The sequence below is a fragment of the Nocardioides seonyuensis genome, assembly GCF_004683965.1.
Lineage (GTDB): Bacteria > Actinomycetota > Actinomycetes > Propionibacteriales > Nocardioidaceae > Nocardioides > Nocardioides seonyuensis.
The window spans coordinates 1,411,031-1,426,842 of the sequence record NZ_CP038436.1 but is presented as its reverse complement, the minus strand read 5'-3'; the positions used below and the strand labels follow the sequence as shown (position 1 = coordinate 1,426,842).

Below are 15,812 nucleotides of genomic sequence, written 5' to 3'. Positions count from 1 at the left end.
GCGACTGACCCTCCGAAAGGCACCACGTGGAAGCCAAGCGCCTGACCCAGCTGGGGATCCCGGCCGGTGTCGTGCTCATCATCGCGATGCTGGTGGTCCCGCTCCCGGCGGTCGTGCTCGACATGCTCATCGCGCTCAACATCGTCGGCGCGATCCTGGTGCTCATGGTGGCGATGCTCGTCCACCGGCCCCTCGACTTCAACGCGTTCCCCGCCGTCATCCTCGTGATGACGCTGTTCCGGCTGGCCCTCAACATCAGCGCCACCCGTCTGGTGCTGCTCGACGGCTACGCAGGCAAGGTCATCGACACCTTCGGCCACTTCGTCGTCGGCGGCTCGCTGGTCGTCGGCCTCATCGTCTTCGCGATCCTGCTGATCATCCAGTTCTTCGTCATCACCAAGGGTGCCGAGCGCGTGGCCGAGGTGGGCGCCCGCTTCACCCTCGACGCGATGCCCGGCAAGCAGATGGCGATCGACGCCGACCTCAACTCCGGCCTCATCGACGAGGACCAGGCGCGGATCCGGCGGATGGAGGTGCACGCGGAGGCAGACTTCTACGGCGCCATGGACGGTGCGTCCAAGTTCGTGAAGGGCGACGCGATCGCCGCGATCGTGATCACCCTGGTCAACCTGATCGGCGGCTTCGCCGTGGGCATGGCCCAGAAGGGGATGTCCTTCGGCGACGCCATCTCCACCTACAGCCTGCTGTCGGTCGGCGACGGCCTCGTCTCCCAGATCCCGGCGCTCCTCCTCTCGGTCGCCACCGGCCTCATCGTCACCCGGTCCACCAGCGACGCCGACATGGGCTCCGACATCCTGCGCCAGGTCGGCCGCCAGCGGCTCCCGCTCCAGGTCGCCGGCTTCTCGGCCCTCTTCATCTGCCTCATCCCGGGCCTGCCCAAGCTGCCCTTCATGATCGCCGGGGGCATCATGCTGCTCGCCTCGAGCCGCGTGCCGAAACCCGAGGTCGAACCCGAGCAGGTCCTCGAGGGTCATGCCGTCGAGATCCCGACCGACACCCCGGAGCTGCTGGCCGCGGAGATCCAGGTCGACCCGCTGGGCCTCGAGCTGGCGCCCGACATCATCGACCTCGTCGACGCTGCCAACGGCGGCGACCTGCTCGACCGCGTCAAGGCGTTGCGCCGCAAGGTCGCCGGCGACCTGGGCATCATCGTCCCGCCGGTCCGCACCCGCGACAACCTGGACCTCCCAGCCAGGACCTACGCCATCCGGCTCTTCGGCATCGAGGTCGCCCGCGGCGAGGCACCGCGCGGCACCGTGCTGGCGATCGGCGACACCCTCGGCGCGCTCCCCGGCGAGTCGACCACCGAGCCGGTCTTCGGCCTCGAGGCACGATGGATCCCCGCGGAGCTGCGAGTCCAGGCCGAGCTGAGCGGCGCCACGGTCGTGGACCGTGCCTCGGTCATCACCACCCACCTCGCCGAGGTCGTCGCCTCGCACGCCGGCCGCCTGCTCGGGCGTGAGGACGTCAAGACGCTCACCGACCTCGTCCAGCGCCAGCACCCCGTCGTGGTGGAGGAGCTGACTCCGGCCCAGCTGAGCCTCGGCGAGGTCCAGCGGGTGCTGCAGAGCCTCCTGGACGAGCAGGTCTCCGTGCGGGACCTGGTCCGCATCTACGAGTCCCTGTCGCTGAAGGCGCAGGTCACCAAGGACCCCGACGCGCTGGTGGAGGCGGCCCGTGCCGCGCTCGGTCCGGCGATCGTCGCCCCGCACCTCTCGCAGGGCACGGTCCACGTGCTCAGCTTCGACCCGATGCTGGAGCAGCGGATGCTCGAGGCCATGCGTCCCGGCGAGCAGGGCCCGATGATCGCCCTCGACCCGCTCACCGGCCAGACCGTGCTCGCCGAGCTCGCCGACCTGCGCACCGCTGCGGAGGAACGGGGGATCAGGCCGGTCCTCGTCTGCGCGCCCCAGCTGCGCTCCGCCGTACGACGCATGGTCCTCCCGGCCCTGCCCGGCACCCCCGTGCTGTCCTACACCGAGCTCGGCGGCGCCGCTCAGGTCACCTCGGTCGGCCTCGTCTCCGGTGAGCGGCAGGCGGTGAGCGCATGAAGCCCCTGTCCGGACTGGTCCTCGTCGTCGCGGCACTGCTGACGTCGCCGGCTCTCGCAGGTGCGGCGGCGGGGGAGATGGCGTTCGACGTCGCGCTGACCCGCTACCTCCTCGCCGTGGGCGTGTGCTGGGTCCTGCTGACCGTCGCCTCGGAGTGGTTCTGGAGCGAGCCCGGTGTCGACCTCGCGCCGGCCAAGGACGACGCGGCCGACGACGTCGTACCCGCCTCGGAGCCCGAGGTCGGGTAATCGCTGGAATCGCTGGGCGACCCGTGTTGTTGTGGGGGGCATGGCACTCACAGGTGAGTACGCACCCAGCGCGAGCAAGTGGGTCCGCGACAACGTCGAGGTCTACGAGGCCACCGACGGCGTCGAGGGCGGCACGCTCCCCGGCACCAACTATCCGGTCGTGGTGATCACCTCGATCGGCTGGCGCTCGGGCAAGCTGCGCAAGAACCCCGTGATGCGGGTCGAGCACGAGGGGAGCTACCTCGCGGTGGCCTCCATGGGCGGGGCGCCCGAGGACCCGGAGTGGGCCGCGAACTTCCGGCACCACCCCGAGGTCGACCTGCAGGACGGCGCCGACAAGGCGACGTACGACGTCCGCGAGCTCAGCGGCGAGGAGCGCGAGGTCTGGTGGCAGCGTGCCGTCGAGACCTGGCCGACCTATGCGTCGTACGCGAAGAAGACCGAGCGCCAGATCCCGCTGTTCCTGCTCGAGCGCCGCTGACTCCCCCGATAGTCCGTATCAAATGGGTGGTGTCAGGCGCCCACACAGGAGCTTCTTGATACGGAGTATCAGGAGCGGCTGATGGTGTGGGCCAGGCCGAGCAGGTGGCCGAGCCGCGCCAGCTCGGAGTCGAGGAACTCCGGACCGCCGCGGCGCCCCATCCGGACCACGTCGTCCCCGAAGGGCGCCGCGCACTCGACGTAGACGGCGTCGCCCGGCAGCCGGGTCGGAACGGCGACCTCGACCCAGGGGAGGGTGCGCGGAGCAGCCTCCGTGGCGTGGACGACGTGACAGTCCGCGCCCTCACCGGGTCGCACGGAGGCGGCCCAGTCGACGCGGAACGCAACCGGCATCATCTCGATGACGCGGTCGCGGGCCGAGGACGGATCCTCGGTGAGGGCCTCGACCACCTCCAGGTCGAGGAAGATGTTGCCGCCGGCGGCGTAGTGGTTGATCCACAGCACGCTGACGCCGTCGAGGATGCTGCAGGCCGAGACGATCGAGTCGGGCATCGTGCCGTGCGGGATCTCGAGGAGCACGTCGTCGACTGCGTAGTCGCCGTCCTTCTCGACGATCTCGATCGCCTCGATGTCGCCCCCCGCCTCACCGATCGCGCTCGCCACGCGACCGAGGGAGCCGGGGACGTCGGGCAGGCGCAGACGCAGGAGGTAGGGCACGGAAGTCAGGCTAGTCGCCTGTCGTGTCGCCCAGGTTTCGCCGTTCGGGGGTGGTCGCTCCCAGCCGGACGGCAAGACCGGAGGCCCGCTGTGCCCGACGACTGATGGCGGCCCGGATCCAGGACTCCTCTCCGACGACCGTCACGACCTGCTTGGCGCGGGTGATCGCGGTGTAGAAGAGCTCGCGTGTGAGCAGCCGGGACTCCTCGTCCGGGAGGAGGACCGTGACGTGCTCGGCCTGGCTGCCCTGCGCCTTGTGGATCGTCAGCGCGTGCATGGTCTCGGCGTCGCCGAGCCGCGAGGGGGCGAACAGGCGCGGTCCGTCGGGGCCGGGCAGCGCGACACGGCGCCCCTCGGCCGTCTCGACGACCACACCGGAGTCACCGTTGTGGACGCCGAGCGTGTAGTCGTTGCTCGTCACCAGGACGGGTCGGCCGGGGTAGCTGTGGTCGTGCAGGGGGTCGGCCGTCTCGGCGGTGAGCCACTGCTCGACCCGCCGGTTCCAGAAGCGCACCCCGTAAGGACCGTCGCGGTGCGCGCACAGCAGCCGGTGGCGCTCGAGGGCGACGAGGGCGTCGTCGACGATGCCGCGCGTGGCAGCATCACGCAGCGCGAGCGCGGCGTCGACGGTGAGGGCGCGCAGCTGGGGCGAGCGGGCGTCGGTCAGCCACTGGACGGACTCGTCGCCGGCTGAGAGGACCGCCAGGGCGCGATCGGCGTCGCCCTCGCGGACGGCGCGGGCGAGGTCGCCGATGTGCTCGCCGAACCGGTGGGTCCGGGTGAGGGAGACGATCGGCGAGTCGGGGCGCTCGGCATAGCCGCGCACCACGTCGCTCAGCACCGCCCCGGCCTCCACCGAGGACAGCTGGTCGGGATCGCCCACCAGCACCAGGCGGGCGTCGGTGCGCACCGCCTCGAGGAGGCGTGCCATCAGCGTCAGCGACACCATGGACGTCTCGTCGACGACCACGAGGTCGTGAGGGAGCCGGTTGCCGCGGTGGTGCCTGAATCGGCTCGAGCTGCCGGGGTCGCGCTGCAGCAGCCGGTGGATCGTCATCGCCTCGACGCCCTCGACCCGCGAACGGTCGGCCGGGTCGAGCCGTGCGGTGTCGAGCGCCTCCTGCAACCTGGCAGCGGCCTTGCCGGTGGGCGCCACCAGAGCCACCCGCAGCGTCTCTCCTCGCGCTGTGAACTGGTCGTGGAGGGCCACCAGCAGCCCCGCCACGGCCGTGGTCTTGCCGGTGCCGGGGCCGCCGATCACGACGGTCGTCCACTCGCGTGCAGCCTGCAAGCACGCGGCGCGCTGCTCGTCGTAGCCCGCCTCGTCGAAGACCCGGGCCAGGGACCTTGCCATGAGGTCGGGATCGTGCGGCGGCGAGGTCTGCGCACGCAGGGCCAGGTCGCGCAGGATCTGGGTCTCCTGCTCGTGGTAGCGGTCGAGGTAGAGGAGACCGGACTCCCACCGCAGCACCCCCTGGGCCACCAGGGGCGACGCGGCGACGGCGGAGCGCCAGGCGTCCGGGTCCGGCCACGGCAGGTCGGGGGCGACGTCGCGGTCGACGGCGGCGAGGTCGAGGCACACCGACCCCGCACGGAGCACACGGCAGGCGAGGGCCGTGGCCAGCAGGACGGTGTCGTCGCGCTCACCGGCGAGAGCCCCGAGCGCCCGGGCGACGTGGATGTCGGCAGCGGTCAGGACCCCGGCGGTGTTGAAGCGCCCCAGCAGACCGGTGGCGCCCAGGGCCAGGTCGCGGTCGGCGGCGTCGACGGGCTCGAAGACCTCGGTCATGCCCTCACCGCCCCGGCCAGCCGACCCTGGAGGCGTCCGTCCAGCAGGTCCGAGAGCTCGGTGACCAGCGCGACTGGCGGACGCCACGAGAAGACGCCGCAGGGCGACCCGTCGACCAGAGGTGTCTCGGGACCGCACATGCCGCGGAGGTAGAGGTAGAGGACGCCGCCGAGATGGGCCTCGGGGTCGTAGTCGGCCAGGCGCCAGCGCAGGAACCGGTGCAGCACGACGGTGTAGAGGAGTGCCTGCAACGGGTAGTCGCTGTGGCCCATCGCCTCGTCGAGCACGGCCGGGCGGTAGTCGTGGGCGGTGAGCGGCGCCCCGACCTCACCCAGCCAGTTGGTCTTGTAGTCGACGGTGAGGAAACGGGTGGCTCCGTCGACCTCACGTCGCATGACGACGTCGATGGAGCCGGTGAGGTAGCCCCGCAGCACCTGCGCAGCCAGCACCGGGTCGGCGTCGAGGGTGTCGGCGTAGGAGCGCACCGGGTCGCCCTCGGGCAGGTGGCGCCGGAGCAGGACCGCGACATCGCCCAGCACGGCCGAGCCGGGCGTCGCATCCGCGTCGTCGCCACCGGCGAGCGGGAGCTCGAAGTCGAGCTCCTCCAGGCGGTCGGCCCGCGTGACGTCACGCAGGGTCGCGCCTCCTGCCAGTGGTCCGAGCGGACTGTCGCAGACCGCGACGAGCGCGTCGGCGAGCTCCTCGACGTCGAGGCCGGGCACCGCCCACCACTCGACCTGCTCCTGGATCCTCGTGACGAGCTCGGCGCGGAGGTCGGTCGCTGTCACGTCGGCGTGCTCGAGGACCGCGTGGACCAGGGACCCGAAGGTCGCGCCGACGGGCAGCCCGGCCATGGGCGAGGGGACGGCGGCCAGGTCTGCGCCGGTCTCGTCGGCGCTCTCCTCGGGGGTGGGCAGGGGCTCCTCGACCTCCAGCCCCGGAACCTCCTCCGGCTCCGACAGCGTGGTTGCGTCACCGATCGCCGAGGTGCCTGCGGCTGCCGACAGCGAGGAGTAGGACGTGCGCCGCCACGCGGTGTCGATCTCCCGGTCGAAGACGCGCACCGAGAGGGCGTCCTGCGACGGTTCGAGCGGCCGCACGTCGGGGGCGACGAGCGTCGCGAGCTCCGGCTGCGGGCCGCCGGCGTGCTTCCAGTGGCCCAGGACAGTGACGATCTTGTCGTCGTCGGGGAGCGGGGCCGAGTCGGGCACCGCCGCACCTCCGGGGAGGCGACCGAACAGCATCCGGTGGAGAGGGGAGCCGGCCGTGTTGTTGGTGGGGGCGTACCAGGCGACGACCTGCGACTGGGCGCGGGTGAGAGCGACGTAGAGCAGTCGGAGGGACTCGCCGGCGTCCTCGGTCCAGTGGCGCTGGAGGTGCTCCTTTCGCGCCGGGCTCGGGCCGCCGATGTCGCGGCAACGACGACCCTGGTCGTCGTGGAAGAGCAGCACGTCGGGGTCGCGCCCGGTCCAGCGGTCCCACAGCGTGGGCGCGTAGACCACGGGGTACTGGAGGCCCTTGCTGCCGTGGATGGTCACCAGCTGGACGGCGTCCGCGTCGGAGTCGAGCCGCCGGGTGCGCTCCCCGGCCACCTCCTTCTTCTCGTCGGCGACCTGCTGCCGCAGCCATGCCAGCAGGCCGACGGGCCCCAGCCGCTCGTCGACCGACACCCGGTGGAGCGCCTCCCCGATGTGGTGGAGGTCGGTCAGCGTGCGCTCACCGCCGAGCCGCGACAGCACCCGGTCGGTCAGCCCGTCGATGACCGTCGCCTCCAGCACCGCGGCGACCCCGCGGGTGGCGAGGATGTCGGACAGGGCCCGGAGCCGCTCGGTGAGGGAGTTGGTGAGGTCGGGGCCGCCGGCGTCCAGGGCGGCGGCATCCAGGCCGACGAACGAGGTCAGCGCGGCTGCCCGCACCCGCGCCGTGCGGTGAGGCTGCTCGAGCGCCTCGAGCAGCACGAGCCACTCGGTGGCTGCCGGGGTGTGGAAGACAGACCCCCCGGCGTTGATGACCGAGCGCACCCCGACCGCCGCGAGCGCCTCCTGGGCTGCGGTCAGGTCACTGCGTCGCGCCGCCAGCACGGCGACGTCGCTGGGCTCGAGGTCGCGACCGCAGAACTTCGCGCCACTCAGGAGCAGCCGCTTGATGTCCTGGGCCAGGTCGGTGGTGACGTGGCGGCGCCACACGTCGACGCGCGGCGGCTTTGCCTTGGGCCCGAGACCGAGGCCGAGCTCGGCACGGCGTACGACGCGCAGCCGGAACGGTGGACCGGCACCCTCGAGGCGCGAGCTGTCGCGGTCTGCCGCGACGGGCAGCACGACGATCTCGTCGCTGCCGAGGCGCGCGTCCCGCATGAGTGCCTGCAGCGAGGCGAGGACCGGGCCGTCGGCCCGCCAGTTGACGCCGAGGGTCTGCCGGGTGGTCGCGACCTCCGCCGCCCTGAGGTAGGTGACGACGTCGCCGCCCCGGAACGCGTAGATCGCCTGCTTGGGGTCGCCGATGAGCACCAGGGTCGAGTGGGCGTGGAAGGCACGCTCGAACACCTGCCACTGGACGGGGTCGGTGTCCTGGAACTCGTCGATCAGGGCGACCTTCCACCGTCGGCGCATGCGGGCGCGCGCGTCGGAGCGGGGGTCGTCGAGGGCGTCGGCCAGCTGGCTGAGCAGGTCGTCGTAGCTGAGGACACCCAGACGGCGCTTGCGGCGCTCGACCTCGGCGAGGACCTCGGTGCCGAACCGGACCCTGGCGGCGGCGGTCGAGTCGGGGGCCTCCGTGAGAGCCGCACGGGGCTCGATGGCGGCGCGGGGGTCGTCGACGACGGCCCGACCGATCTGGAGGGCGACGTCGTGGGACCACGGGGGCGCGGGCAGGTCGGCGAAGCTTGCCAGGAAGAGGTCGTCGACGACCTCGTGGGTCAGCTGCTCGAGGTCCTCGACGAGACGAGCGTCGGTGTCGGTGTCACCGGCGACCCCGAGGCTGCGCAGGACCAGCTGGCAGAACTGGTGGATGGTGGCGATCGTCGCCGCGTCGAAGTCGGTGAGCGCGGCGGTCAGGCGTGCGAGCCGCCGCGCCCGCTCGCTCTCGTCGGCGTCGAGGAGCCACTCGACCATCGCATCGGCGGGGGGTGACTGCGAGTCGCCGGCGAGGGCGTCGCGGGCCGTCGTGAGCTGGGCGCGGACGCGCTCGCGCAGCTCCTGGCTGGCCGCCCTGGTGAAGGTGACGACCAGCAGCTCGTCGAGCCGGGCCACGCCCTCGGCGACGTAGCGCGTCACCAGTGCGGCGATGGTCCAGGTCTTGCCGGTGCCGGCGCTGGCCTCGAGCAGGGTCGTGGTCGGACCCTGGGGGAGCGGGGCGGTGATGTCGAAGACGTCCATCACACTGCCCCCAGGATCTCGTGCCGGTCGGAGAGGAGCGGGCCCCAGACGCGCCAGGCGTAGTGGGCCAGTCGGTGGGGTCCGCCCGACTCGTCGGCGCGAAGGGGAGCGGCCAGGGCGGAGTAGGGCGCCGAGTCACCGAAGGCGCGCACGTGCCACGGGTCGGCGTCCTCCTTGGGGAAGCCGGTGTCGCTGAACCGGGGGGTGGTCCACTCGTCGGCCGCCCGCGCGTCCGGGTCGCCCTGGCCGCCACGCTCCAGCAGCGACCAGTCGGTGGCGAAGGCGAGCGAGGTCTTCAGCGGCAGGGGCAGCGGCTCTCGGAGGCCTCGCTCGCGGACGTCTACCAGGGTGCGCAGCCAGTCGCGTGCCTCGTGCTCGGCCAGGGGGCCCACGAGCGCGCGCTGGGCGCCGCTGCGGTGCTTGCCCAGGGTGTGGACCGTCCAGTTGTGGTCGGGGTGCCCGGCAGCCAGGGCCACGGCGTCGAGCCAGCCGCCGATGCGGTGCTTGGCACCGAGGTTGGAGAACGTGACGGTGACCAGTGCGTTGCCGAAGAGGTCGCCGACCGTGCCGGTCACGCGTCGGTCTCCCAGGTCGATGTCGACGTCGACGCTGTGGGCGCGGCCGGTGCGCAGCCGCTGGGCCGCCTCCACGAGCGGCTGGGCCCTGCGGCAGATGTCCTCCAGGACGGAGCGCCCCAGCTGGCGGGGCGGGAGCAGGCCGCGCAGCTGCTCGGCCGTCATCGCCTCGACGGGGTCGGCGCCGGCCAGCACGTCGCGGACGAGACGGTCGCCGACGTCCCACTTCTCCAGGGCGTCGAGCGTGATGGGAATGTCGTCTCGGGCCTCGTCGGGGCTGTAGGGGGTGGAGATGTCGAGCCTGGACCTGAGGAACGCCTTGACCGGGTGCTTGAAGAAGTCGTGGAGGTCGGCGAGGGAGACGTCCGTGACGGGGTCACCCGCGGGGAGGGGCGACCTCACGAGCTCGCGGACCTCGGTTGGAGGCTGGCGCCGGGCTGCCTGCGCGCCGGCCAGCGCGCTGACGTCGAAGGTGAAGGGCTCGGTGCCTGCGAGCCCACCGGGGACGAGGTTCGCCTCGTCGAAGGGCTGGAGCGGGTGGTGGGTCAACACATCACCGCGCACCGGAGCTGCCGTGGTCGCGTCGAGCGCGTCGAGGAGCTCGCCGAGGGGGACCGCCGGGGGCCGGGCCGCGCCGGTGTGCTCACCGCGGCCGGTGTAGGTGATGACGAGGGTCTCGGTCGCGGCGTTGACGGCGTCGAGCAGCAGCTGGCGGTCCTCGGAGCGGGCGTCGCGCTCGCCGGTTCGGGGTCGTCGGGCCAGCACGTCGTCACCGTCGACCGCGGTCGAGCGCGGGAAGACGCCGTCGTCCAGCCCGACCAGGCACACGACGCGGTGGGGCACAGAGCGCATCGGCACCATCGTGCACACGGTGAGGGTGCCGGTGCGGAAGTTGGAGCGGGTGGGTCGTCCACGCAGGCGGTGGGCGAGGAGGGACCTCACGTCCGCGTGGCGCATGGTGGTGGTGCCCGCGCCGGTGCCGGCGGCGATGTGGCCGATCTCGCGCTCGAACTGGGCGAGCTGCCAGGCCGACTCCAGGGGTGTGGAGGTCAGCCCGCGCACGGCCTCGTGCAGGGCGTCGGCCCACTCGGCAGCCGTGGCGGCGCGCAGGGCGCGGTCCAGGAAGCGGTGCAGGCGATCGACGAACTCGGCGAAGTGACCGACCAGCTCCAGCTGTCCGTCGCCCATGTCGTCGACCGGGAGGGTGCCGCCGACCACGCGGTGTCCCTGCCCCGAGACGGCGGCGCCGAGCAGGATGCGGCGCATGCCCTGCAGCCAGGTGTTGTCGGGGAGGCCGAGCCCGAAGGTGGCGCGGTGGTCGGCGTCATAGCCCCAGCGGATGGCGGCCTGGCCCACCCATCGCCCCAGCTGCTCGAGCTCGTCGTCGTCCCAGCCCCAGCGCAGTCGGACGGGCTCGGCGCCCGCCAGGTCCAGCACCTGACTCGCGGTCAACCGCCCTTCGGCGATCTCGACCAGCGTCGAGGCGAGCGAGAGCAGGGGATTGGTGGCGCCGGGTGAGCGGTCGGCCAGCCGGACGCGGAGCTGGTGGGCTGGGTGGCCGGAGCCGCCCTGGGTCAGGTCGGCCAGGCCGAACCCCGCGGAGACGAGGGGCGCGTAGCTCTCGATGTCGGGGCACATCACCAGGATGTCGCGCGGCTCGAGGGTCGGGTCGTCCTGGAGGAGGCCCACCAGCACCTCACGCAGGACGTCGACCTGCCGCGCGGCGCCGTGGCAGGCGTGCACCTGGACCGAGCGGTCGAGACGGTCGTGGCGGCGGGTCGCTCGGGTCTCCGCGTCGGGGACGGAGTTGGCTCGCAGGTCGTGCTGGAGCCAGCCGAGCAGGCTGTCGGGGGTCGGGATGGAGCCGTCGACGGGCTCGTCGACGGCCTCGACAGCGTTGAGGGTGCGGCGGAGCTCGCGGGCGTCCCGGCCGAGCGAGGCGAGCAGGGGGTGTCCCACCGCGGTGGCGGAGCTGTCGAGCTCGCGGAGGACCGGCCCGTCGGAGGTCGCCCGCCCGAGCTCTCGCCAGAGGGAGGCCGAGGCCTGCGGCAGCCACAGGTGCACCTCGCGCAGGGCCCCGAGGGCGGCCAGCAGCTCGACCTCGGTGACGGGCAGCCTGGTGTGGCCGAAGAGCGAGAGGCGAGGCGGCAGGTCGAGGTCTCGGCCTCCGGAACGAAGCGCCTCGAGGGTGGTCGCATGGCGCTCGTCTGGGGGTGGCACGTCCATCCGGGCGACCAGGCGGCGCCACAGCTCGGCCTGCCAGTGCAGGTCGGGGTCGAGGGGGCCGTCCGCACCGTCGGTGTCGTGCCCCCGGCGCCAGTCGGAGACCAGGCTCGGGCGCTGGCGGGCATAGGAGGTGAAGAGGCCGGCGAGGCGTCGGGTGACGGAGTAGCGCCGCGCGCGCTTGATCTCGCCGAGCTCGCTGGTGTCGTCGTGACCGAGGTGTCGCGAGAGCGACTCGAAGCCCGGGGTGCCCAGCGCCTCGTCGATCACGTCGAGCAGGGGCCAGACGACCTGGTCGGGGTCCCACGGGTCGACGCGGTCCCGGTCGAGGAGCAGCGAGACGAGCGAGTGGGGCGTGAGGAAGTCGACCCCGGCGCAGACACCGTCACCGCCGGCCGGGCCGACCCCGAGGCGGTGGGAGAGTCGCTGCGTGAGCCACCGCTCCACACCTCGCGCCGGGACGACCACGGCCTCCCGGGCGAAGGGGTCCGCCAGGGGATTCGCGAGCATCGCCGCCAGGCCGTCGGCCAGGGCGTCGGTCCTCTCGGCGGTGTGGAGGTGCAACGTCACGGGTGCAGCCTGCCACCCCCCGCCGACAGCCGGGCGCGGTCAGCGCCCGGCCGGCTGGCGGCAGGTCACTTCTTGAAGGCGTCCTTGACCTTCTCGCCCGCGTCCTTGAGGTTGGCGCCCATCTGGTCGCCCTTGCCCTCGGCCTCGAGGCTCTCGTCGTCGGTGGCCTTCCCGGCGTGCTCCTTGGCCTTGCCGGTGAGGTCCTCGGTCTTGTTCTGGATCTTGTCGTCGAGTCCCATGAGGGGTCCTTTCGTCGGGACGCCCCTGGACTGGGCGTCACCGTCTCAGTGCCCATCCGCGCGCTGAGTAGACGTCGGGACCCGGTCTCAGATGGCCTCGATGTCGGGATAGCGCGGTTGCCACATGCGCCCGTAGACCTGCTGGATCGGGTCGCCCAGGGACTTCTCGGCCACGCCCTCGAGGGCGGCCTGCTGGGCCACGGCGATCGCCACGGTGGCAGAGACCAGTCGCAGCTCGCCCACGCCCGGCAGCAGCGGGGCGCCGGGGCGCCACGCGTTCACCATCCCGGCGAGTGACTCGGAGGCCGCCGCGATCATGCCCGCAGTGACCCGTCGAGCGCCGCTCGCGGCCACCCCGAGTCCCAGGCCCGGGAAGATCAGCGCGTTGTTGGACTGGGCGATGACGTGTCGTACGCCGTCGTGGTCGACCGGCGGGAACGGGCTCCCGGTCGCGACGAGCGCCTGGCCGTCGGTCCACTCGAGCAGGTCGGCCGGGGTGGCCTCGGCCCTGCTCGTCGGGTTGGAGAGCGGGAAGATGATGGGCCGCGTGCAGTGGCGGGCCATCTCCTCCACGACCTCTCGCGAGAAGGCACCGCCGCGCGTGGACGTGCCGATCAGGATCGTCGGCCGGACGTGGCGCACGACGTCCATCAGTCCCACGTGCCCGGGCTTCTCGAGCTCCCAGCCGGCCACGTCGTCGCGGCTGCGCGCGTAGGGACGCTGGAAGTCGAGGAGCGAGGTGTCGTCGTCGAGGTAGAGGCCCTGGATGCCGATCGGCCAGAAGCGGGCGTAGGCCTCCTCCTCGGACTCCAGCCGGCCGCTGCGCAGCATCGTGTCGCGCACGAGGTTGGCGATGCCCATGCCCGCGCTGCCCGCACCGAAGACCACGATGCGGTGGTCCTCGAGGTCGCCGCCGGTGACGTCGACGGCGGCGAGGATGGCGGCGAGCACGACCGCCGCGGTCCCCTGGATGTCGTCGTTGAACGTGCACACCTCGTCCTGGTAGCGGTGGAGGATCCGGTGGGCGTTGGCGGTTCCGACGTCCTCCCAGTGGATCATCGCCTTGGGGAAGAGCTGCTGGACCGTGGTGACGAACTCGTCGATGAAGTCGTCGTACTTCTCCCCGCGGACACGGCTGTGGCGCTCGCCGAGGTAGAGGTCGTTGCTCAGCAGGCCGAGGTTGTCGGTGCCGACGTCCAGCACGACGGGGATGGTGCGGCGTGGGTGGATGCCCGCGGCCGCGGTGTAGACCGACAGCTTGCCGATGGCGATCTGGATGCCACCGATGCCCTGGTCGCCGATGCCGAGGATGCCCTCGGAGTCGGTGACGCAGACCAGGTCGACGTCATCGGCGCCCAGGCCGTAGTTGCGCAGCGAGTCGGCGATCTGGTCGGGGCGGTCGACCGACAGGAAGACGCCGCGGGGGCGGTTGTAGGTGTGGCTGAACCGCTCGATCGCCTCCCCGATGGTCGGGGTGTAGATGACCGGGAGCATCTCCTCGAGGTGGTTGGTGAGCAGGTGGTAGAAGAGCACCTCGTTGCGGTCGCGCAGCGCGTTGAGGGTGAGGAACTTGCCGAGCATCGTCCCGGTGTTGCGGAACTGCTCGTAGACGCGGCGGGTCTGGTTCTCCAGGGTGGTGAACCCGGTGGGCACCAGTCCGTGGATGCCGAGGACGGTGCGCTCCTCGTCGGTGAAGGCCGTCCCTCGGTTGGTCATCGGGTTCGACAGCACCGCGCGACCGCGTGCCCTGATGCGGAGCACTCCGTCGGCGACCGTGGTGTCCTGCTCGTAGTCCCGCTCGGCCATGCCCCCCACCCTCGCCCCTGCCCACCCTCGGGGACAAGCCGTCGGGGTCGGCCGAGCCGCCTGGCCGGGACCTTCGCCTCTGGGCGCGACCCCGCTGCTGGCGAGACACTTGAAGGGCAGAAAGGGGGCGCGATCGTCATGACGACGGTCCGAACGGGCGACACGGCCCTCCTCCATGCTGCCAGGCCACCGCGGCCCCGGCCGACTCGCGCCATTCCCGGCCCTGACGTCGCCGCCACGGTCCCCTGCCCACCCACCTCACCCCCTCGTCCGTCTCGAACGTGGGGGTCTCGCGCTTGAGGAAGTGACGAAGATGAGCACCTCGACGATTCCCGTCGTCTACCCCGTCCATGTCGATGCCGAGCTCGATCCGCAGCTCAGCCGCGGTCTCTGGCTCGTGAAGTGGCTCCTGGCGATCCCGCACTACATCGTGCTGGCATTTCTGTGGGCCGCATTCCTGGTCAGCAGCGTGGTGGCGTTCTTCGCCATCCTGTTCACCGCGCGCTACCCACGCGCTCTCTTCGACTTCAACGTTGGCGTGATGCGATGGAGCTGGCGCGTGAGCTACTACGCGTACGGCGCCCTCGGTACCGACCGCTACCCGCCGTTCACCCTGGCCGAGGTGCCTGACTACCCCGCCCACCTCAGCGTCGACTACCCCGAGCGACTCAGTCGGGGCCTGGTGCTGGTGAAGTGGTGGCTGCTGGCCATCCCGCACTACCTGATCATCGGCCTGTTCGCCGGGGGCCTGGGCTACGGCATCCGTGACGCCGACGAGAGCGCCTGGGTCGGGTTCAGCCTGATCGGGCTCCTCGTCCTGGTCGCCGCCGTGGTCCTGCTCTTCTCGGGCCGCTATCCCAAGCCGATCTTCGACCTCGTCATCGGCCTGAATCGCTGGGTCCTCCGCGTCGCCGGCTACGTCGCACTGATGACCGACCGCTACCCACCGTTCAGCCTCGACCAGGGTGGCCACGAGTCGCCGATCGAGCCGCGCGGGGGTGTCGGCACCCTGCCGCCCGAGACGACGTACGCCGCCCCACCGCCGTCAGGTCCCCCGACAACACCCGGTCGCACCGGCTGGTCCACCGGCCGCGTCGTCTCGCTCGTCCTCGGTTCGCTGCTCGTGCTGGGCGGGCTCGGCATGGCGGGCGGGGGTCTGACCCTCGTCGCAGCCGACCAGATGGCGCGTGACACCGACGGCTTCATGATGAGTCCGCAGGAGCAGCTGTCCAGCGACGGTTTCGCCGTCGTGTCCGAGGACTCCCGTATCCACACCGACGGCGCGCCGGAGTGGTTCCCCGAGGACCTGATCGGGGACGTGCGCCTCGCTGCCGAGTCGACAGGGGGCCAGGCGCTCTTCGTGGGCGTGGGTCCCAGCGACGCCGTGCAGGACTACCTGACCGGGGTGGAGCACGACACATTGCTCGAGATCCCGGCCCCGGGTCCGGTCTACGACAACACCGAGGGTGGCGCCCCCGAGGCACCGCCCGCCGAGCAGGACTTCTGGGTGGCACAGGCGACCGGCGACGAGCCGGAGCTGACCTGGTCCCTCGAGGACGGTGACTGGACCGCCGTGCTGATGAACGCCGACGGGTCCGACGCCGTCGCCGCAGATGTCTCGGTCGGCGCGGAGGTCCCCGCCATCGGAGTCCTCATCGCGACCCTGCTCGTGCTCGCCGGAGCGTTCCTCCTGATCGGCGCCCTGCTGATCGCCGTACCCGTCCGGGCTGCAAGCAGGGCGACGTCATGAGGACGGCG

General features: G+C 72.0%; 10 protein-coding genes. 4 read left to right on the top strand and 6 right to left on the bottom strand.

What is annotated here, in order from left to right:
• The first annotated feature begins 26 nt into the window (after nt 1–26).
• From flhA to EXE58_RS07005, 3 genes are read left to right on the top strand one after another with little or no spacing between them, the layout of a single operon-like run.
• A complete protein-coding gene (flhA, locus tag EXE58_RS07015; protein WP_135267196.1) occupies nt 27–2,072 on the top strand; it encodes a flagellar biosynthesis protein FlhA in 2,046 nt (681 codons plus the stop codon).
• Nucleotides 2,069–2,320, top strand: coding sequence for a hypothetical protein (locus tag EXE58_RS07010; protein WP_135267195.1), 252 nt, complete (start codon nt 2,069–2,071; stop codon nt 2,318–2,320). Before flhA ends, EXE58_RS07010 begins: the two co-directional genes overlap by 4 nt.
• Before the next feature lie 40 nt (nt 2,321–2,360).
• Nucleotides 2,361–2,801, top strand: coding sequence for a nitroreductase family deazaflavin-dependent oxidoreductase (locus EXE58_RS07005; protein ID WP_135267193.1), 441 nt, complete (start codon nt 2,361–2,363; stop codon nt 2,799–2,801).
• Between the two features lie 68 nt (nt 2,802–2,869).
• On the opposite strand, the gene EXE58_RS07000 is transcribed toward EXE58_RS07005, so the two are convergent.
• The 6 genes from EXE58_RS07000 to EXE58_RS06975 form a co-directional block, all read right to left on the bottom strand.
• The gene (locus EXE58_RS07000; protein ID WP_135267192.1) at nt 2,870–3,478 is read right to left on the bottom strand and encodes an ACT domain-containing protein; all 609 of its coding nucleotides are present in this window, start codon (nt 3,476–3,478) and stop codon (nt 2,870–2,872) included.
• A 10-nt stretch (nt 3,479–3,488) separates the two neighbouring features.
• The gene (recD, locus tag EXE58_RS06995) at nt 3,489–5,267 is read right to left on the bottom strand and encodes an exodeoxyribonuclease V subunit alpha (protein ID WP_135267191.1); all 1,779 of its coding nucleotides are present in this window, start codon (nt 5,265–5,267) and stop codon (nt 3,489–3,491) included.
• The gene (locus EXE58_RS06990; RefSeq protein ID WP_135267189.1) at nt 5,264–8,641 is read right to left on the bottom strand and encodes a UvrD-helicase domain-containing protein; all 3,378 of its coding nucleotides are present in this window, start codon (nt 8,639–8,641) and stop codon (nt 5,264–5,266) included. Before EXE58_RS06990 ends, recD begins: the two co-directional genes overlap by 4 nt.
• The gene (gene recC, locus EXE58_RS06985; protein WP_135267188.1) at nt 8,641–12,009 is read right to left on the bottom strand and encodes an exodeoxyribonuclease V subunit gamma; all 3,369 of its coding nucleotides are present in this window, start codon (nt 12,007–12,009) and stop codon (nt 8,641–8,643) included. Before recC ends, EXE58_RS06990 begins: the two co-directional genes overlap by 1 nt.
• Before the next feature lie 65 nt (nt 12,010–12,074).
• Nucleotides 12,075–12,248, bottom strand: coding sequence for a CsbD family protein (locus tag EXE58_RS06980; protein WP_135267187.1), 174 nt, complete (start codon nt 12,246–12,248; stop codon nt 12,075–12,077).
• An 87-nt stretch (nt 12,249–12,335) separates the two neighbouring features.
• Complete coding sequence (locus EXE58_RS06975) at nt 12,336–14,054, bottom strand: NAD-dependent malic enzyme (protein WP_135267186.1); 1,719 nt, start codon at nt 14,052–14,054, stop codon at nt 12,336–12,338.
• A gap of 313 nt (nt 14,055–14,367) precedes the next feature.
• Between EXE58_RS06975 and EXE58_RS06970 the strand changes: the two genes are divergently transcribed.
• Entirely contained in the window at nt 14,368–15,804 is a 1,437-nt protein-coding gene (locus EXE58_RS06970) for a DUF4389 domain-containing protein (RefSeq protein WP_135267185.1), read from the top strand.
• Nucleotides 15,805–15,812 lie beyond the last annotated feature (8 nt).